This is a genomic window from Reinekea thalattae (genome assembly GCF_008041945.1).
In the GTDB taxonomy this organism is placed as follows: Bacteria; Pseudomonadota; Gammaproteobacteria; order Pseudomonadales; family Natronospirillaceae; genus Reinekea; species Reinekea thalattae.
Genome location: NZ_VKAD01000001.1, coordinates 219,581 through 239,231 on the forward strand (window position 1 = coordinate 219,581; position 19,651 = coordinate 239,231).

At 44.7% G+C, this 19,651-nt stretch carries 22 protein-coding genes and 1 tRNA gene; 8 read left to right on the forward strand and 15 right to left on the reverse strand.

The genetic code is table 11. From position 1 onward, the window contains the following. Positions 1 to 29: 29 nt before the first annotated feature. From FME95_RS01050 to FME95_RS01125, 15 genes are all read right to left on the reverse strand, one after another. Positions 30 to 434 (reverse strand): NUDIX hydrolase, encoded by a 405-nt coding sequence (locus FME95_RS01050; RefSeq protein ID WP_147712345.1) that lies wholly within the window; start codon positions 432 to 434, stop codon positions 30 to 32. A gap of 76 nt (positions 435 to 510) precedes the next feature. After that, positions 511 to 984: a GNAT family N-acetyltransferase gene (locus tag FME95_RS01055; RefSeq protein WP_147712347.1), complete on the reverse strand. Its 474-nt coding sequence runs from the start codon at positions 982 to 984 to the stop codon at positions 511 to 513. Between the two features lie 57 nt (positions 985 to 1,041). Further along, positions 1,042 to 1,488 (reverse strand): protein tyrosine phosphatase family protein, encoded by a 447-nt coding sequence (locus FME95_RS01060; RefSeq protein ID WP_187265404.1) that lies wholly within the window; start codon positions 1,486 to 1,488, stop codon positions 1,042 to 1,044. 75 nt (positions 1,489 to 1,563) lie between these two features. After that, positions 1,564 to 1,851, reverse strand: coding sequence for an ASCH domain-containing protein (locus tag FME95_RS13810; protein WP_147714318.1), 288 nt, complete (start codon positions 1,849 to 1,851; stop codon positions 1,564 to 1,566). Positions 1,852 to 2,011: 160 nt separating this feature from the next. Beyond that, positions 2,012 to 2,434 (reverse strand): GNAT family N-acetyltransferase, encoded by a 423-nt coding sequence (locus FME95_RS01070; protein ID WP_147712351.1) that lies wholly within the window; start codon positions 2,432 to 2,434, stop codon positions 2,012 to 2,014. Between the two features lie 56 nt (positions 2,435 to 2,490). After that, on the reverse strand, positions 2,491 to 3,093 hold the full coding sequence (locus FME95_RS01075; RefSeq protein ID WP_187265405.1) for an HAD family hydrolase: 603 nt from the start codon (positions 3,091 to 3,093) through the stop codon (positions 2,491 to 2,493). A 74-nt stretch (positions 3,094 to 3,167) separates the two neighbouring features. Beyond that, a complete protein-coding gene (locus tag FME95_RS01080) occupies positions 3,168 to 4,022 on the reverse strand; it encodes a PIN domain-containing protein (protein ID WP_147712355.1) in 855 nt (284 codons plus the stop codon). A gap of 138 nt (positions 4,023 to 4,160) precedes the next feature. Then, a complete protein-coding gene (locus FME95_RS01090) occupies positions 4,161 to 4,496 on the reverse strand; it encodes a threonyl-tRNA synthetase (protein ID WP_147712357.1) in 336 nt (111 codons plus the stop codon). Continuing rightward, on the reverse strand, positions 4,489 to 4,704 hold the full coding sequence (locus FME95_RS01095) for a glycine zipper domain-containing protein (protein WP_147712359.1): 216 nt from the start codon (positions 4,702 to 4,704) through the stop codon (positions 4,489 to 4,491). Before FME95_RS01095 ends, FME95_RS01090 begins: the two co-directional genes overlap by 8 nt. Before the next feature lie 43 nt (positions 4,705 to 4,747). After that, positions 4,748 to 5,449, reverse strand: coding sequence for a RipA family octameric membrane protein (locus FME95_RS01100; RefSeq protein ID WP_147712361.1), 702 nt, complete (start codon positions 5,447 to 5,449; stop codon positions 4,748 to 4,750). Between the two features lie 581 nt (positions 5,450 to 6,030). Further along, entirely contained in the window at positions 6,031 to 6,399 is a 369-nt protein-coding gene (locus tag FME95_RS01105; RefSeq protein WP_147712363.1) for a 2Fe-2S iron-sulfur cluster-binding protein, read from the reverse strand. Positions 6,400 to 6,685: 286 nt separating this feature from the next. Beyond that, positions 6,686 to 7,069, reverse strand: coding sequence for a VOC family protein (locus FME95_RS01110; protein WP_147712365.1), 384 nt, complete (start codon positions 7,067 to 7,069; stop codon positions 6,686 to 6,688). Positions 7,070 to 7,138: 69 nt separating this feature from the next. Further along, positions 7,139 to 7,546: a cytidine deaminase gene (locus FME95_RS01115; RefSeq protein WP_147712367.1), complete on the reverse strand. Its 408-nt coding sequence runs from the start codon at positions 7,544 to 7,546 to the stop codon at positions 7,139 to 7,141. Between the two features lie 441 nt (positions 7,547 to 7,987). After that, a tRNA-Glu gene (locus FME95_RS01120) sits at positions 7,988 to 8,063 on the reverse strand. Positions 8,064 to 8,156: 93 nt separating this feature from the next. Beyond that, positions 8,157 to 9,005: an OmpA family protein gene (locus FME95_RS01125; RefSeq protein ID WP_147712369.1), complete on the reverse strand. Its 849-nt coding sequence runs from the start codon at positions 9,003 to 9,005 to the stop codon at positions 8,157 to 8,159. A gap of 346 nt (positions 9,006 to 9,351) precedes the next feature. Between FME95_RS01125 and flhA the strand changes: the two genes are divergently transcribed. The 8 genes from flhA (at position 9,352) to FME95_RS01165 (ending at position 19,577) form a co-directional block, all read left to right on the forward strand. Further along, the gene (flhA, locus tag FME95_RS01130; RefSeq protein ID WP_147712371.1) at positions 9,352 to 11,583 is read left to right on the forward strand and encodes a flagellar biosynthesis protein FlhA; all 2,232 of its coding nucleotides are present in this window, start codon (positions 9,352 to 9,354) and stop codon (positions 11,581 to 11,583) included. A gap of 10 nt (positions 11,584 to 11,593) precedes the next feature. Then, positions 11,594 to 13,015, forward strand: a complete 1,422-nt coding sequence (gene flhF / locus FME95_RS01135) for a flagellar biosynthesis GTPase FlhF (protein WP_147712373.1) — start codon at positions 11,594 to 11,596, stop codon at positions 13,013 to 13,015. A 164-nt stretch (positions 13,016 to 13,179) separates the two neighbouring features. Beyond that, positions 13,180 to 14,004: a MinD/ParA family protein gene (locus tag FME95_RS01140; RefSeq protein WP_147712375.1), complete on the forward strand. Its 825-nt coding sequence runs from the start codon at positions 13,180 to 13,182 to the stop codon at positions 14,002 to 14,004. Between the two features lie 23 nt (positions 14,005 to 14,027). Continuing rightward, positions 14,028 to 14,753, forward strand: coding sequence for an RNA polymerase sigma factor FliA (locus tag FME95_RS01145; protein WP_147714320.1), 726 nt, complete (start codon positions 14,028 to 14,030; stop codon positions 14,751 to 14,753). Between the two features lie 242 nt (positions 14,754 to 14,995). Continuing rightward, positions 14,996 to 15,370: a chemotaxis response regulator CheY gene (cheY, locus tag FME95_RS01150; RefSeq protein ID WP_425468222.1), complete on the forward strand. Its 375-nt coding sequence runs from the start codon at positions 14,996 to 14,998 to the stop codon at positions 15,368 to 15,370. Positions 15,371 to 15,394: 24 nt separating this feature from the next. After that, positions 15,395 to 16,297 carry a protein phosphatase CheZ gene (locus FME95_RS01155; RefSeq protein WP_147712379.1) on the forward strand — a complete coding sequence of 301 codons (903 nt, stop codon included), beginning with the start codon at positions 15,395 to 15,397 and terminating at the stop codon, positions 16,295 to 16,297. Positions 16,298 to 16,309: 12 nt separating this feature from the next. Continuing rightward, on the forward strand, positions 16,310 to 18,514 hold the full coding sequence (locus tag FME95_RS01160; RefSeq protein WP_147712381.1) for a chemotaxis protein CheA: 2,205 nt from the start codon (positions 16,310 to 16,312) through the stop codon (positions 18,512 to 18,514). Between the two features lie 22 nt (positions 18,515 to 18,536). Beyond that, complete coding sequence (locus FME95_RS01165; protein WP_147712383.1) at positions 18,537 to 19,577, forward strand: protein-glutamate methylesterase/protein-glutamine glutaminase; 1,041 nt, start codon at positions 18,537 to 18,539, stop codon at positions 19,575 to 19,577. Positions 19,578 to 19,651: the final 74 nt, after the last annotated feature.

The following is a 19,651-nucleotide window of genomic DNA, read 5'->3' on the forward strand; positions in this document are numbered from 1 at the left end:
TTGGTTTGCTAGCCTTATGCTGTTGTTTGCTAGAGCGCTATACCCAAACTACCTGAAACTCTCTTGAACTCAGACAATGCAACTTTATCCACATTGATGCCAACTGGAGCTTCTGCTAATGAATACCAAGATATATCTTCGGCTTCAAATGGTTGAGCTTCACCCTCCCAGCTAGTTACAACATAGTAATGAATTAGCTGTAACTCACTGGTTGGATGATAAAGAGAACATAGGAAGTGGTACGTGATGGGTACGATACCTAACTCTTCTGAAAGCTCACGATATAGAGCCTGACTCTGTGTTTCATCGTTTTCGATATGGCCGCCGGGGATATTAATAGTCCCTGGATCAACCTCCCTCAACTCTGAGCGCTTCTCTAGAAGAATTTTCCCATCTGAAATAACTAAAAAAGAGACGCATTCATTTGGTTGCATCATATTTCCTGTAAGGTTTAACGCATTTAGTAGTTGCGCGGGATTTTTCGCGTCGCTTGCCTATGATTGTTAGTAGTCATAGTCCTGTCGCCAGAAAAAACTTATAACGATGGTTCTCTGTATTACGTAAGCTGAACCCTAACCGCTTATGCAAGGATACAGAAACGGCATTATTAATATGAACAGAACTTTTAAGTTCTTTTATATGTTGCGCAGGAATACACGATTTAAAATTTCTAATCAACCATATCAAAACACTGCCATTTCGATGATCAGGATGTACTTGTAGAGATACCACGTAACAACTGCCAAATTCATCAACCGAGTATTGCAGGTATCCAGCTAATTTCGGCCCAATATATCGTGTAATGATTTTTGATCCATCGCGAATTTCTTGTTTGAGTGCATTACTTCTCTTTTCTGGCGAGTAGGTTCCACCAGACTTTTCAATAATGTCACTCATATTAATTCTATCGAGCTCTACAATATCGCTTACTTTCAAATCAGCCATTTCTAAATGTCTACTAATGCCAAAATTTGTGGCGAGCATCAGCGAGTCCAACACCCACCGCGATACCGGTTGGCGGGACTACCGAGCATTGCCTTGTTACAAGCCGATGTCCGAGGATGACCAGGACATAAGTTCTTCCCAAACGGGGTCTAATTCCCAGTATTCAAACATTAAAGACTTAGCTTCCGACTCTGGAAGTTTTTCAACCTTCGACAAATAATGGTACATAAAAGCTGAGACTCGGAAATTCATAATGCAATGTACAAATATCTTTGTACCTTTAAGCGAAGACATTAAATTACAGAAAAATCGAACCTGTTCTTTTGTTGGTGAGTCAAAAGCGACCGGAATATGGACATATGTCAATCCTAATTCAGCAACAACTTTATTTTCTGTAGCGACTGCATGAGGGTGATCAAGCATGCCTATATTAATAACGTATTTATACCCAGCTTCAGCTATGTCCTTAAACTCAATTTCCTTAGGCTGACCAGCGGTAGCAATATCATTTGTAAGTTTAATAAAATTCTTAATAGAGTCCATCATATTCCTTGCTTGTAACGCCTAGCAAAGCTTTGCCAGTCCAATGTTGCTGTTTGTTCTGAGTAGACTTTATAATCATTGGTTTATTACCTTGAAACAAATAAACATCAATTCTGATTCATCTGGATAAAGTTTCCGAGCTATTCGCTTCAAAAGAAAAGTAAACGGAAGCCCTTCTGCTTTTGCATGAGATCGGTTGAGATTCTTAAGATTCACCTTCTCAATCCCCTTAATCTCCAAATTGCAGATGAACTCACCTTCTTCATGAGTTACAGCACAGAGTATTTGGCCCAACTTAAAAGTGCTCTCAGCTGTACTACGAATAGTGCCTGTCTTTCTTCCGGCGATTATTAAGGGAGCCAGTCTTCGAAAAAACTAATCTTCTCCATTTAAGTATCAGCCTTAATAAACTCATAACGTCAAACTTTGGGGTGAGTGACGAAGGGAAAAGCCCCTTGGCCCGTCGCGAAGCGATTTTTTGGCGAGGCAACTTGCAACAGTGCCTTGTTAATTGGCAGTTATGCTATATCGCTTTTTTGAAGCAAATTCTTTCACCCTCAGCATGCCCATAGTTTTCTACTCCAGTTATGTCATAGCCATTGGCGACTAACATCAGCAACATGGAACGAAAACGGTTCATAGACTTTACTACGATATTCTTAAATGAATGTTCGGCTGCTAATTTTTCTTGCAACTTAAGCAAGCCTTTCGCTACTCCTAATTTACGTTTACTAGGTACAACGCCACCCAACCAACTGTAGAAATCAGTGGTGTTAAGCGGGTATCCAATCTTAAATCCAACTATCTCGCCTTGGTGTTCACTTACCAGAACTATGGAACCTTTTATAACACGCTTTCTCATATCTTCGAGCGATAAATACTGGTCTAATTCTGGTACTTTTAAAAACACTTCAAAAGCTTCTTCAACAGTTCCGACTCTTTCCATTTTAAATCTCTAACGCTTACAGCAAGTGTGCCTATGGCGTCGCTTGCCTGTTTTTGTTATGCGCATTTTTCCTCAATGAACTGCAGAGTTTCCTGAATATTTGAATGCAATAGACTTTCAATACCCAGAGACCTCGCTGCCTCCACATTCTTAGGAGTATCATCAATGAATACACAATTATCCTTACTTACACCGAGTTTCTTTAGTGCAATGTGAAAATAGTTCAATGCTGGCTTTGCAATGCCTATTTCAGATGAGTTAATGACTTTATCAAACTCCCCCTCTAAACCAACGGAGTGAAGATCGTTATTAAGTCTGCTTGTAGCATTAGTCACTAAAACAAGTTGCCCGAAAGAAGGTTGGCTACGAATTTTGGTTAGAAAATCGTAGTCAATTTCAGCTTCCAAGGAGTACCATTTTTTTACTAACTCTTCCGCCACATTTTGTCCGTAATCTTTTGATAGATCAAAACAGACATTATCACACCATTCTTCGTGCGAAATCCTCCCCGTAATAGCCGGTAGTAAATGCCGTTCAGAAAAGGCGCACGGAAATAAAGGATTGCTTTCTAGACCCAGCGAAGCTGCGTAATTATCAAGCTCAGTACTCGACCAGTGACGTATTACACCGTCAAAATCGATCAATACCGTATTTCTCACTGAGGCCTCCCTGCGTATAACGTTAAGCGCTGGGGCGAGGAACGAGTCCCAAGCCCGTACTTGTTATGGCGCCACTACCCATTTTTCAGTATTGCCCGCAATTGTTCGATCACAGTTGCTGTATCAACTGCATCGACCTTATCTAACTTTTCACTTTCAGAAATTGTCTTAATATCATCTTCTTCGGCTTCTGACTCTGCCTTAGTAACATTTACTTCTAACTCTTTAAGTGCAACAGACAGCTTATTTGTAAAAAGAATCGACTTCTTGCCTACCCGGTCCCTAAACTCAGACTTTAGAGCATCATTGAGAAAGGCCTTGTCATTAAAGAAAGATCCAAAGTCTCCATCTCTAGAGACAATAATGAATTTCCCCTTTAATTCTGATGCGCAATGAATAAACCATTCCCAATTTAACGCGTCTCCGATAGATGTGTCATTGGTTTTTCTAGGCGGGTATCCCATTACAAACCTACGCCATGCAAGCCTTTTTATCTGATGGCGAATTTTCATGTCTCTTGTTAGAACATGTGTATTTGGACTTTGAAAGATTGTATCTAACGATTTATGAACAGGATCATATAACCCCGGATTCGAGATAATGTTCTCTATGCGTTTTTGGTGTTCTTTTTTGCGCTTTTCTAAATCACTTTTAGTTCGCTTTAATACGGAACTTAAAGAACTATCCTCCATTACAGCAGGAAGTCGAACATCGATATTTAATTTTGTCTCTTTCGAGTTATCGATAATCGCTCGTTGTCGGTTCTTCCGAAATTCCATTTCAACCTGATAAGTGCAAATTATGTGCTCTTTTACCGTTTCTAACTTACTCAGGAGCGACAACGATGATTCATTCTGTGACCTGTAGAAGTCCAAGAATATATTCGTGTCGATAAAAGCATATACGTTCAATGGTTTTTTCTTTGCCATGCTTCCCTCATTGATAAGCCATAACGCCCTGTTAAGGGGTGAGCAACGCAATACGGAAGCCGCTGCATTCCACCTTAATCACTAAAACCAACGCATAATAAAAATGCCACGCGTTGCGAATCCCTCTTGAACAGTTTGTTAGTTGCTTTCTTCTACGGGCACTTGCTCATTACTACTTTCGCGTTCTTTTGTTGGCTGAATAGCGTCACGATGGAAGCCTTGTGCTGATACAGCAAAAACCGCGAGACCACTTACGAAAATATAGATATCTATGCCTGAAATCATAGCCTTGGCTTCGGGGAAAAATACACCTGCAATCAAAAAGACACCGCATACGATACCACTTGCTTGAAACACGCTATTTATCATAACTGCATGATTAAACTCCGTACCAGTTTTCAAACAACGCCATAGATATAAAAAAACTAGAAGTAGTCCCAAGATAGCGGAAGGAATAAGCATTACTTTATCCACGGTTCCCTCCTTTTGGCTTATTATCGTTTGATGGTGTTTTTTTCTTTTCCGCTCGTTTGGAATCATTGACTGATTCACCAAGAGCAGCGCCAATTACACCACCAATAATTGCTCCAAAAGGTCCACCTAAAGATGCCCCCAATATTGCTCCACCAACAGCAGAACCTGTCGTTCTCGTATTATCTTCTTCAGATCTTTTATTAGACATAAAACCTCCATGTAATTTTGATAGTCGCCAAGCAACTAACGCCTCAATCAGCCGACGCGTTAGCGGTCGGCTGCATTGAATTGTTAGCTGGTTTGACTCTAGACTGCCTTTTTTTCGCTATATGGTAAAGCCCATCTTTATATGATTTACCCTGCCAAATGAATGAAATACATACAATCACTGATAGGATGATGGAAACCACATAGTACCAATTAATACCGGCGGATTTACTAAACTCGGGCAGCGAGTAAATAAGAAAGAAAATCCAGAGCAAGAACACATATATACTGATGAGAATATTAACCTTTGACACTGACACTTCCGCAGGCCCTGTAATGAAATTGGATGCGCGTTGACGCCTATTCATTTCATCATTTCGCTTCAACTCGATCTTGTAGAGAGGTCCAGTGATACTGTCCTCTAATATATCAACATGTTTTTCCCAGTTTTCCTGCCAATACTTACTTCCTTTATTTACACACACCCAACCAAATGAAAACACTATACCTATACAAGAGAGAAAGACTGAAAGATCCGTTCTTGAAGGTGAGGCAGAAGCTTGCACCGCTAAGAACGCAGCAAAGGTAGCCCCGATAAATGTCCAAAAATAGGTGGCCCTTTTCCAGTAAAGCTCGATTTCAAATTTACGAATATCGACAGCCTGATTAAATGCTTCTAACTCCTTTCCCTCGAATTCTTGAGTATATTCTTCTGGGGATAATGTTTTGGTTGTCGTATTCGTCATCTAACTCATATCTCTGATTTCTACTTACAGCTAACGGTTTCTTATATCGCTTAAGCGGCATTGTATGGGAGCGGCTTTTTACGGTTGCTGACATCGACTGACTCCGCTGAATAGCCCTAATATGCTATCTCTTAGGTTAGCCTGTCAATTTGAAACGGCAGAAAAAGCCGCGTGCGCGGTTATTTCCTTGTTTTTACCACGCCGCTAGGCCTTTAAACATCAGAGGGTTGTTTTGGTAGGCTGATTAAATAGCACATAAAAATATACCGCTTGCCATGTTTTACCGCGCAAGCGGCATTGTATGGGTATTTGCGGGGTTTTACCGCGTGGTTGAAGCTTTCAATGTTTTTAAAGCAGCGCAGGGTTTCTTGAGGCTATAGATAAATAGGCATCGTGAGCGGATTGCTAAACGTTTGAATGATGGGTTAAGCCGATCAGCCTCATGGGTTTAGCTTAGGCTTAATTAGAATGTAAGTAGCTTGCTTAGGTAATGGCTTTGCAGTGTTAAAAGTACAGCGTTTCTAATCTGTTTGATAAAGCCGCCTTGCTTGGCGGCTTAATTACTGGCCTAAAACTTACGGTTAAGCGCCTCCTGGCTCGCCGGTAAACTCAACAAGAATATCTTCGTCAGTTAACATGGTTTGGCAGGCTAAACGATAGGTGGGTGGTAGGTCATGAACGGATGCGTTTTCTTCTTCTTTCGGGGTTATTTTCCCTAAGGACTTCAAGGCCATGCGTTCCTTATCTGTTAGCATAACGCCTTTAATGCGATCGCCATCTAAGTGAGTGACCTTTACTAAGCAGCTGCCGCATTCACCATCTTCACATTCATGCGGAACGGGTACGTTGTGTTTTTTAATAACACCTAAAAGTGCTTTTCGATCACCTGTGGTTGCTTCTACTTTGAGGTTTTTCTTCATGATCGGGGATGTAAAATAAACTGTCGCCATGGATAATCTCCTTCTGGCATTGAAGTTGTTATTCCGGTCCCCGAAAATGAATATAGCAGAGTATCTGTCTGTGAGTCTTTATAAAATTTAAATAAAAATATCTAATTTAATTTTCTAAATTTTTTTCACTTAGAATATATTTTTTAAGAAATAGGGTAGTGATAATTATTGTCATTCCTATTTTTATTTCTGTCTTATTGTATGTTTTTTAAGTTGATTTATAACGGCTAATGACAGTTGCCATATCGCCGCTATGTGAACACTTAGGCAGGTCTGTTCATTTTTACTAGGGGTGAACAACAAAGGCGAGTTTATTGCCATCTGGGTCACGAATGTAGGCGGCGTAAAAGCCTTCGTCGTATTCAGGCCGGTAACCCGGTTTACCTTCGCAGCTGCCGCCCAGTTCCATTGCTATACGGTAGAGTTTATCGACAACGGTTGGGTTGCTGATTTCAAATGCGGTCATCACGCCGTTGCCAACGCTGTAGGCTTTTTTATCGAACGGGTAGCCGACAAAAAAACGCGGTAAGTCTGGGTTGTCTTTTTTACCAAACGAAGCCGATGAGTCATCGCGCCAGCAAAGTTCCATCTCCATTTCAGCAAAAATCGCGCTATAAAATTTCAACGCTAATTCTAAATTCTGTGTGCCAACCATGGTGTAAGCGATCATAAAAGGTGCTCCGGTTTATTGGTCTGTGCGAGGAATATTTACACAGCTTGGGTTGTTGTTAATTAATACTTAAAGCGTTTCGCCGTTTACGATAGACCAATGGTGCGGCATTAATTCACGAATGGTTTTAAAGATCAGTTTGTTTTCTTTGTTGCTGACGGCAGCTTTGACATCGCCACCCCAAAAACTGAGCCGCTCTTGGCAGATGCCGCAGGGCGAAAGAATGATAATTTCGCCGTCTTCTTGTTCTCTGTAAATGCAAAGGGAATGAGTCACTGCTTCGTCAATTTTAAAGGCTTCTAAATAAGCGCCCAGTTCAATGCAAACATTGAGGCTGTCGTTTTTAACGTCTGGCGGTACGCTGGTGAGTATTTTACCGGATTCGGTACGAATGGCCGCGGTAAAGCCTTCACCGCTTGGGTAGCGTTTATCCATTAATTCAAGCGCAGAGTCGTACAGCTGTTGTTCGATATTCATGGTTTGCCTCAGAGTGCATTTATTTTTTGGCGATTAAATCGATGGTATCGCAGGGGATAAATGGCGTAAAGCAAGGGGGAGTGCGGTGAGACACCGCCTGATACGGCGATAGATTGGCTATATAAGTGGAATTTAAAACGAAAACTAAGTGGTATCCCGTAGGGGACTCGAACTTTGATAGCCGCCGTCTCAACAAACGTCTAACTACCTGCGTTGCTTCTGCTGCGTTAAAACTCAGCTCACAATACTCATTTATAAACATAAACTCCGTCTGTTCGCTTCGTTTTGCCTTGCATTAGCGGCCTCGGAAACGTTAGTCGAATTGTTGAGTATCTGGAATTGATTAGATGGTAGAGAGACTTTCTAAATAAAGAGTGCGGTGAGACACCGGCTTTTCTTAGGCGAGAATGAGAAGAGGTTAAATTTAAAACGAAAACTAAGTGGTATCCCGTAGGGGACTCGAACCCCTGTTACCGCCGTGAAAGGGCGGTGTCCTAGGCCACTAGACGAACGGGACACTTAGGTTGCTCGAAAAGAGCGGGGCGCATAGTACCATCGCGTTTTGGTTATGCAACCCTTTTCTTTCTCTCACATTAAATAGCGGGCCGTTTTAGCGGAAGGTGATTTCAATACGGCGATTGAGGTTCCATGCTTCTGAGTTGTAGTCGGTGCGCACAGGGTCGGTGGCGGATTTACCAATGACGGAAATCTGTTTTGGGTTAATACCAGAGTCGATTAGATGCTGGGCAACTTTACTGGCGCGTGCCGCGCTGAGCTCGATGTTGGTTGGGTAAAGGTTTTTTAACTCAGAGACAATGGCGCGCGAGTCGGCGTGGCCGATGACGCTGATTTCGGCTTGTGGGAACGCCATTAAGGTTTTGCCGATAGGTGCCAATAGCTGGTCGGCGTCGTCACGCAAGGTAACGGTGTTTTTTTCAAATAGATCGCCCAGTGTTAATTCGATGACGCCGTGGCCTTCGCTGGTTTGGCGGAATAGGCTGTTCGGGTAGCGTTGTTCTAAACGTGCTGAGAGGTTTTGCAGTACTTCTTGATAGGCCAGCTGTACATCTTGGTTTAAGCCAAGCACTCCGGCGCGCATTAGGCGTTGTTGGTTGGCGATGGTTTTTTTCGCTTCGGTGAGTTCTTTTTGCTGGGCTTTGAAACGGCCTTCTAACGCAATGCGTTGTTGTTCTACAAGACTGAGTTGCCGCTGTGTTTGGTTGGCGGTTTCTTGGCTGTTTTGGTAAGCCTGCGTCAGGCTGGCGAGCTGTTGTTGCATTTCGATAGTAACGTCGATCAGCTCTTGCTGTTGCGCTTTAACGGCGTCTAGTTTCGAGGTGTCGCCCGTGCCGGTCAGTGCATTTGGGTTGCCTTTCACTAGCAGGATATTGGCGATCACTGAGATGGTCAGTATCACGATAAAAATAGTTTTGGTCGAGGTGTGAATAGAACGGCTCACGCTGCAATCCCTTATGTCTGTTTTTGTTTCTGCGACTGTATCTTGCTTTCTCTATGTCTATGACTGCGTCTTGGTTTTTACGACTGCGTCTTTTTCTAAGATAGAGTCTTTGTTATCGGTCTTTGTTCGGCTATCTGTATCTGTTTTTAACGGTACTGGCTTGTTTAACGGTACTGCTATTAATTACTGAGGCTGATCAAAGTATATGTGCTTGAGGATAGCAAACAACAGTATCGATAAATGCCGATTAGTTGGTTTTTTGAACGCCGATTTAATTCTTTCTGGCTGTTGGCCCGATCCTTGCGATACACACTATAACGATATTATTTTGACAGAATGTTGACGTATGGCTTTCATTGACAATTTCCGTAACGCAAGTGCACAACTTAGAAATGTAGACGGCCAAGCCGTGCTTAAAGGCACCGGTGAAGGTGCAAAGGCGGCCAGCCAGAAGCTGATGGGCGTGCCTATTTTGCTGCTGCTGCTGTTGGGTTTAATGACTCTGCCAGTACCTACGTTGCTGTTGGACTCCTTCTTTACCTTTAACATTGCGCTATCCATCGTGGTTTTGCTGGTTTCTATTTATGTGTTGAGACCGCTCGATTTCGCCGTGTTCCCAAGTATTTTGCTGGTTGCGACGCTGATGCGTTTGTCGCTCAATGTTGCCTCGACCCGAGTGGTGCTGATGTATGGCCACGAAGGTGGCGATGCTGCCGGTAAGGTGATTGAGTCGTTCGGTGAAGTGTTGATTGGCGGTAACTATGCGGTTGGTCTTGTGGTCTTCGCGATCTTGATGATCATTAACTTTGTGGTTGTCACCAAAGGTGCTGGTCGAGTCTCTGAAGTTAGTGCTCGCTTCACCTTGGATGCAATGCCGGGTAAGCAGATGGCGATTGATGCCGACTTAAATGCCGGTTTGATCGATGCCGAAACTGCCAAGCTACGTCGTTCAGAAATTGCTCAAGAAGCCGACTTTTACGGCTCTATGGACGGTGCGTCAAAATTTGTACGCGGTGATGCAGTCGCCGGTATTTTGATTTTGGCAATTAACATTGTCGGTGGTTTGTTGATCGGCATGATGCAGCATAATTTGGAATTTGCTGACGCCGTTCAAAAATATGCGCTATTAACCATTGGTGATGGTTTGGTGGCGCAGATCCCATCGTTGTTGTTGTCGGTTGCGGCCGCCATTATGGTGACGCGTAACTCATCGAGTGGCGAAATGGGTGAGCAGATTATCAACCAGATGTTCTCCACGCCTCGCGCCTTGGCGATTACCAGTTTTGTGCTCTTTATCATGGGCATTATTCCGGGCATGCCGCACTTTGTGTTTTTGTCTCTAGCTGCTGCTACCGGCTTTGGCGCACTGTTTATTATTATGAGAGATCGTCACGATGCGGGCGAACCTATGCTGCCGATGAAGTCGGCTGCTACAGACGTTAGCTCTGGCCCTGCCAAGCGTGGTGAAAAGGGTGCTAAGCCCGATGGCCCGCCAGCTCGTGTTGAACAACCGACCGAAACCAAAGAGCTAAGCTGGGATGATGTTCAGCCAGTCGACATGATCGGCCTTGAAGTGGGTTATCGATTGATCCCGCTGGTTGATCGTTCTCAAGGCGGCCAGCTGCTCGGCCGTATTAAAGGCATTCGTAAAAAGCTTTCGCAAGACCAAGGTTTTCTTATTCCTTCTATTCATATTCGCGATAACTTGGATTTGATGCCGAACGGCTACCAATTGACGTTAATGGGCGTCGGCGTTGCTGAAGGAGAAGTCTATACCGACAGAGAGTTGGCGATTAACCCAGGTCAGGTATTTGGCCCGTTGGATGGCATTAAAACGGTTGATCCTGCATTTGGTCTGGAGGCTGTTTGGATCAGCGCGACCGACAAAGATAAGGCGCAGACTTTGGGCTATACCGTTGTCGATACCAGTACTGTGGTTGCAACGCACGTTAACCATGTCTTGGCGCAACACGCCTATGAACTGCTCGGCCATGAAGAAGTGCAGCAAATGCTCGATTTGTTGAGCAAGCATTCACCTAAGTTAGCTGAAGAGTTAGTGCCCAATACTTTGACGCTCAGTCAGCTATTAAAAGTATTACAGAATTTATTGATCGAAGAAGTGCCCATTAAAGACATGCGTTCGATTGCAGAGTCGATCACCAATATTCAGCCAAAAACACAAGATATTGGGGTTTTGACCAATGCAGCACGCATGGGATTGTCTCGTATGATTGTTCAGCGCATCGTTGGCAACGAAAAAGAGATCCCTGTTGTGACATTAGATCGAAGCTTGGAACAGTTGTTGCACAAGACTGTACAACAGGCCGGAGCTGATGGAAATCTTGACAGTGTGGCGTTGGAACCTGGTATGGCCGAGCGTTTGCAGCAATCGTTAGCTGAGATGGTGCAAAAGCTCGACGCCGAAGGTAAGCCCGCCATTTTATTAGTACCGGCGCAATTAAGAATGTTGCTGGCACGTTTTGTCAGACACGGTGTACAAAATTTGAAAGTGCTGAGTTTCCAAGAGATTCCAGACAACAAGCACATAACCATTGTCGCCAGCGTAGGCGGCCAATGAGGAGCTACTCATGAAAATTAAACGATTTACTGCAGGAAGCATGCAGGCGGGTTTGAAAACCATTAGCGAAACGCTAGGCCCAGACGCGGTGATTTTATCGAATCGCCGATTGGCCAATGGTTTAGAAATTGTCGCCGGCGTTGAAGAGATCGATTATGAGCGCTATCTGGAATCTAAGCCTGCTGAGCAAGCCGACGCTGCTCAAGCAACGGACATCATTAAGGCAGATGCGGCACTGGCCGGTCAGCCGTTAGATGGCGATACCATGAAGCATTTGTTCGAAGCGATGGCCGACAAAAACAGCCAGATTTTTGCGCCGCATCAGGGAGCTTCACAGCAAGCCGATACGGTAAGTCGCCAAGAGCGAGTAGAGCCTTCGTTTGAGCGTTCAAAACCAGCATCACGTTCTAACGTGGTTGCTCACCGAGCGCCACAAAAGGTTGAGTTCGATGCCGACTATCAGCCTAATGGCGCTCAGCCAGATTATGCCGAATACGAAGACTATTTAGAGCCAGAACCGGAACAAGGTTTGGTGTCGTCTGATATCAGCTTGCTTCGTCAGGAAATTGACGGCTTAAAGGGTATGTTAAAAGCCCAAGCTGAGCAGCTTGAAGATCCAGCAGGGCCAACACAGTTTTCGCCTCAGTATGAGCGCTTAGAGTCTCGCTTGTCGGCATTGGGCTTTAGCTCGCGCCTGACTAAGCGTTTATTATCGCAATTCGATAAAGAAGAGCCGATCGAAACAAACTGGCGCAAAACGCTATTTCGTTTGTCTTCGTCTATTTCAACACCGCTTTATGAACCAATGGCTAACGGCGGTGTGTTTGCATTGACCGGCCCAACGGGGGCGGGTAAATCGACTACCATTGCTAAGCTTGCGGCATTAGCAGTACGCGATCATGGCATCGATTCGGTGGCGTTAATTTCGTTAGATTGGCATCAGGTTGGTGGTCAAGAAATCTTAAGCTCAGTGTCTGAAATTTTAGGTATTGAGTTCCATGCGTTATCAGAAAAAGATTCGTTGTCTGAAGCGTTGGTGAAACTAAGCGGTAAGCGTTTGGTGTTGATCGACACCAGTGGTAGCCGAGTCGCGGTTAATCATTGGAACAAGCTGATGAAAAAGCCAAGCTTGAGCAATCGTATTCGTAAGCTCTTGGTGTTGCCTTCAAATATGAATCAGGGTTCGGTGAATCAGTTTGTTGATTTACACGAACAAAAAGATTTTGCAGCGGTTATCTTGTCTAAGCTGGATGAGTCGATGAGTTTTGGTAGTGTTATTGAGCCAGTACTAAAGTATGGCTGGCCGGTATGGTTTTGCACTACCGGGCAAAATATTCCCAAAGATATAGAGAAGGCAGACTCGAAAGCGTTGATTGGTTACCTCGTCGAGGCGCTTAAAAAAGACGCCGCACCACTAGCAACGGCGGGTTAATCCGGTTGCGTTGGCAGGTAGTTGATCAAAAAATATCATTGGTTTTTTCACCAATGTTAAAATATATTGAGAATTCACTCAGAACAGCATGGCATTGAGACCGAGCAATCTGCATTTTTTAAGTGCTGATCTATACTGAGTGATATTGAGGATATAGGTAATTCATGAGTAGTTTGAACCCAGTACAGGTTGTAGCTGTCACAGGTGGTAAAGGCGGCGTTGGTAAAAGCAACGTCTCTGTGAATCTCGCCATTTCTCTTGCCGAACTTGGTAAGCGAGTTGTTATTCTGGATGCCGACTTAGGTTTAGCAAATTTAGATATATTGCTTGGGCTATCAGTTAATAAAAACTTAGGCGATGTGCTCAACGGTGATGCTGAGCTTGCTGATATTATGGTTGAAGGCCCATTGGGTATTAAGATCATTCCGGCGTCGTCTGGTACGCAGCAGATGGCAAACCTAGGCGAAATCGAGCATGCGGGCATTATTGCGGCCTTTAGTGAGCTAGCGGATTCTATCGATGTATTAATTGTCGATACGGCTGCTGGCATCTCGAAAACCGTGACCAGCTTTGTTCGAGCCTCTCAAGAAGCCATCGTCGTTGTTACCGATGAGCCGACCTCGATTACCGATGCCTATGCCTTAATAAAAGTATTGAACCGAGACTGTCGTATGGATCGTTTCCGTATGGTCTCTAATATGGTTCGCTCAGCCAAAGATGGTCAGCTATTGTTTGAAAAGCTGGCCAAGGTAACTGATCGTTTTTTAGATGTATCTCTACAGTATGGTGGTTCCATTCCGATGGACGAGGCGGTGCGCAAATCTGTGCAGCGTCAAAAAGCGGTTCTTGAGGCGTATCCACGCTCAGAGGCGGCTGCTGCTTATCGAGCTTTAGGCCGAAAGGTTGTGACTTGGCCGTTGCCAACCACACCGAAAGGTAATCTGGAGTTCTTTGTAGAGCGACTCATTCAAGGAGCAGGAGCGGCCTGATCATGTCTGCACAGATATATGGTATGTATGAAACTGAAGCTAAAACGAAAGTAGATTACCAGCAGCTCGTCGAACAGTATGGCGTTCTCGTTAAGAGGATTGCACATCACCTGTTAGCTAGGCTGCCAGAGAGTGTTCAGCTGGACGACTTGATTCAATCCGGCATGATTGGCCTGTTTGAAGCGGCGACCAATTACGATCATTCAAAGGGCGCGAGTTTTGAAACCTACGCTGGTATTCGAATTCGAGGCTCGATGTTGGATGAAATTCGCAAAGGCGATTGGATTCCACGCAGTGTGCATCGCAATTCGCGGCGTATCTCTGATGCTATTCATACCATTGAAATGCGCGAAGGCCGTGACGCTACAGACCAAGAGGTCGCCGATGAGCTTGAGGTTAGCCTGCCAGAATATTACGGCCTGCTAAAAGATACTCAGGGCTCTCGGCTGTTTAGCTTTGAAGAGCTAATAGAAAACAGTCACTCAGATACCTACGATACTACCCACCCCGATATTACTGATGAGGCTGCACCTCATTCAGGTCATCAAAATACACAGATGAACGTTCAGTTGGTCGATGCCATGAAGGCTCTGCCAGAGCGTGAACAGCTTGTCTTGTCGTTGTATTATGATGAAGAGCTGAATTTAAAAGAAATTGGTGCAGTATTAGATGTCAGTGAATCGAGAGTCAGTCAGATACATTCTCAAGCGACTTTGCGGTTGCGAGCAAAAATGCGCGACTGGGCATAATATCGCTGCAAAATTTTCTTTTTTACTCATTATTGTAAACTTCTCATTAAATTAGCCGATATAGGTAGCACCTGTATCCGCTGATTAATGGTAACCTTTGTTCGCGATTTCTTTTCCTCGCGTTCTTGTTAAAGAAATACGGGGAAATGAATGATTTAGTGGATAGCACCGTAGCACGGTCTATTATGAAGAGTGGAGTGGTTGTCCGGATAAGGCTATAGGAGGTCATCTTGGATAAAAATATGAAAATTCTAGTTGTCGACGACTTTTCAACGATGCGTCGTATTGTTAAAAATTTGTTACGTGACCTAGGGTTTACGAATACACAGGAAGCAGACGACGGCGCCACGGCTTGGCCGATGTTGCAAAGCGGCGATTTTGACTTCGTTGTGACGGATTGGAACATGCCAGGCATGACAGGTATTGAGCTATTGGGCCACATCCGTGCGGATGAGCGTCTTAAAAGCATGCCTGTTTTGATGGTGACTGCAGAGGCAAAACGCGATCAGATTGTGGCTGCAGCTCAGGCTGGGGTTAATGGTTACGTTGTTAAGCCATTTACTGCCGCCGCGCTAAAAGAAAAAATTGAAAAGATATTCGAGCGTGTTGACGGCTAGCTTGACGGAATTACGGGGGACGTTATGAGTGAGCTCGCTCAAGTCTCGAATGAGTTTGTAGACCTGTTGAAAGATCAGGCTGCAATCTTATTGGAGCATGTAGAAGGCGGCAATATAGAAGCTGCAGTTACAGTATTAAGCAAGTTACAGCAAGCCCGTACTCCGGAAATCGCTAACGATGATGACTTGATGGAATTGCTGCGTAGTAAGGCTATGGATCTATACAGCAATATTTCCAATGGTGAATTTAAAGAAGCCATGGAAAACCTGCAGCAAATGCAAGATGTCAGGGATAAAGGTCTCTATCAAGAAGTCGGCAGACTCACTCGTGCGCTGCACAGTGCTATTACAAATTTCCAAATAGATGCTGCCTCAGAGGAAGCCACTTCGGAAATTACCGACGCGACTGATCGCTTAGGTTATGTCGTTGAGCTAACCGATAAGGCGGCGAATAAAACCCTAGACTTAGTCGAAGAAAGCCTCCCCATTGCTGATGCTGTTCAACAGGAAGCAGAAGAGCTTCAGGGTCAATGGCAGCGGCTTGTTCAGCGTGAAATGACACCCGATGAATTTCGTGTGCTCTATTGGCGCTTGGATGAATATTTTAAAAAATTAACCACTGACAGTCGCCAGTTGTCGTCTAACATGACAGAAATACTGATGGCTCAAGACTTCCAAGATCTGACTGGACAGGTCATTAACAAGGTAACGTCGTTGGTTAAAGAGGTCGAGGCAAGTCTTGTTGATCTTGTTTATATGGCCAGCCAAGTTGAAGCGATCACCGGTATCGTAACAAAAGGTGAAGGTTTGCCAGACGCTGCCGATATGGATATGAAAGGTCATGGCCCGCAACTGGATAAAGACAAAGAAGATGTGGTTGCCAACCAAGACGATGTAGACGATCTATTATCAAGTTTAGGTTTTTAAAGGACATAGGATATGGGCTTCGAAGCAGATGATGAAATCCTTCAGGACTTTCTCGTTGAGGCGGGTGAGATTCTTGAGCAGTTATCAGAACAGCTGGTAACCCTTGAGAATACGCCAGACGATAAAGATCTGTTGAATGCGATATTCAGGGGCTTTCATACTGTTAAAGGTGGTGCTGGGTTCTTACAGCTGACAGAGTTGGTTGATTGCTGTCATGTTGCGGAGAATGTGTTTGATACCTTACGTAATGGTCTTAGATCAGTAGATGCTGATCTAATGGATTATGTATTAAGTGCATTGGATTCGGTAAATGGCATGTTCTCTCAAGTGCAAAATGGTGAGGCACTGACCCCTGCCGAGCCTGAACTGCTTGAAAAGCTGCATCACTACGCTAAGCCAGAATCCGAAACCGGTACTACGCCACCACCGGCGCCTGAGCCTACTCAAGCTGCTGCGCCAGAACCAGAGCAGGCGGAGCCAGAGCAACCAGCGGCAGAAACCTCAGTAGAAGCGGGCCAGCCTGGTGAAGATATTACTGATACTGAGTTTGAGCAGTTATTAAACGCCATTACTCCAGACGGTAGTGCAAACAGCGCTGAACCATCTGTTGGTAGCGATTCTGATGATGAAATTACCGATGATGAGTTTGAAGCCTTGCTCGATCAGTTGCATGGCAAAGGTAAGATGTCACAAAACCCATCAGAGCCTGAGGCAGTAAAAGAGCAAATGGGTGAGCCCGTTGCATCGACGCCGGCACCGGAGTCTGCACCAGCGAAAGAAAAAACCAGCAGTGATGAAATTACTGAAGACGAATTTGAAGCCTTATTAGACGAATTACACGGTAAAGGTAAATTTGGTGCTGACGCTGCACCTACGCCAGCGCCTACTAATAACGCACCGGCTGCGCCTGCTCCGGCAGCAAAACCTGCGGCACCCGCAGCGCCAGCCAAACCCGCCGCACCAGCAGCAGCTTCTAAGCCAGCGGATGCTAAACCGAGTGCGCCAGCGCCAGCTAAAGCCGCCGCAAAAGCACCAGCGCCATCCAGTCAAGATACAACGGTGCGTGTTGATACGCAGCGCCTTGACGACATTATGAATATGGTCGGCGAGCTTGTCTTAGTGCGTAACCGTTTGGTGCGCTTGGGCGGTGAGCTAGAAAACGAAACGCTGCAAAAAGCAGTTGCGAACCTCAATGTGGTGACGGCTGATCTGCAAACTTCGGTGATGAAAACCCGAATGCAGCCGATCAAGAAGGTGTTTGGTCGATTCCCTCGTGTTGTTCGAGATCTAGCGCGTAACCTGAAAAAAGAAATTAACTTAGAGTTGGTTGGTGAAGAAACCGACTTAGATAAAAACCTAGTGGATGCCTTGGCCGATCCGCTTGTCCACCTTGTGAGAAACTCGGTTGACCACGGTGTTGAGCTACCTGAAATCCGTGAAGAGAAAGGCAAGCCGCGCACCGGTAAAATTGTTCTTTCTGCAGCCCAAGAGGGTGATCACATCCTATTGACCATCAAAGATGATGGCGGTGGTATGGATCCGGATAAACTTCGAGCCATTGCTGTTAAACGTGGCGTTATGGATCAGGATGCGGCAGATCGACTATCGAACTCAGAATGTTTTAACTTAATTTTTGCTCCAGGCTTTAGTACTAAAGATGTGATTTCTGACGTCTCTGGTCGAGGCGTGGGTATGGATGTTGTTAAAACCAAGATTTCACAGTTGAACGGCACCATCGATATCGACTCGGTGATGAATGTCGGTACCACAATCAGTATTAAAGTGCCGTTAACGTTGGCGATTATGCCAACGCTTATGGTGATGTTGGAAGATCAAGCCTTCGCGCTGCCGTTGGTCAGTGTGAATGAAATTTTCCATTTGGATTTGTCGCAAACCAATGTGGTTGATAATCAGGAAGTTGTGTTGGTTCGTGGTAAGCCAATCCCTCTGTATTACTTGAAGCGCTGGTTAATTAATGATCAAGCCTATGCCAATGTTGAAAATATAGAGGGTCACGTTGTTGTTGTTTCTGTGGGTACTCAAAGTGTGGGCTTTGTGGTTGATCAATTAGTTGGTCAAGAAGAGGTAGTTATTAAGCCACTTGGTGAAATGCTTCAAGGAACGGATGGTATGGCAGGTGCTACTATTACTGGTGATGGCCGTATTGCTTTGATTCTTGATATTCCAAGCCTATTAAAAGCACACGTAAAAAAATAATAGTAAATAAAGAGGTACGCACATGTCGATTAAGGTTTTAATCGTCGATGATTCATCTTTCTTTCGCCAGCAAATTAAAACCATAATCAACTCCGATGCGAGACTTCGAGTTGTTGGTGAAGCTGCAAATGGGCGAGAGGCAATTGAAAAGGCTGAAAAGCTTAAGCCAGATGTAATCACAATGGATTACGAAATGCCGATGATGGATGGCATCACCGCAGTTCGTGAAATCATGAAGCAGCATCCCACCCCGATTTTGATGTTTTCTTCGCTAACACTACAAGGCGCGCGAGTAACGCTCGATGCATTAGATGCTGGTGCAGTTGATTTCCTGCCTAAAAGTTATGAGCGAGTTTCGGGTAATACCGATTCGTTAAAGAAAGTTTTAATTGAAAAGCTGATTACCATTGCTAAACCATCAACGGCATCTCGTTCTGGTTTAACAACATCCACTACGCCGCCGCCAAGTCGTCCTAGCAGCAGTGCTAAAAAGTATCCGCAGCGTTTTGAATTAGTGATGATTGGTACCTCAACTGGCGGTCCTGTGGCATTACAAAAGGTACTTACGCAGCTGCCTGCTAATTTCCCAACACCTATTTTGCTAATTCAACATATGCCAGGCTCTTTCACTGGCGCTTTTGCAGCTCGCTTGGATAGTCAGTGCCAAATTAATGTCAAAGAAGCGGAAGATGGCGATACTATTCAGCCTGGAACCGCTTATTTGGCACCCGGTGGCATGCAAATGATGCTGACTGCGAAAAATAAGTTGAAGGTATTGGAAGGCGATGCGCGACTAAACTATAAGCCTTCGGTTGACCTAACCTTTGGCAGTGCCACCAAATACTATGGCAAAAACGTACTTGCCATTGTTATGACGGGCATGGGAGCTGACGGTCGCGAAGGCGCTCGTTTGTTAAAGCAGTCTAATAATGTTATTTGGGCTCAAGAAGGCAGTACTTGCGTTATTGATGGCATGCCATCTGCAATAGTTAAAGCAGACTTAGCAGATGAAGTCGTTCCGCTACAAGATATACCGCAACGTATGGTCACCGTGGTGTCCTAGTGGCAACTTTTAGCCGGAACGTTAGTGATGCTAGCCGTAAGGCTGGCTGATCCATCTGCAATATCTGATTGATG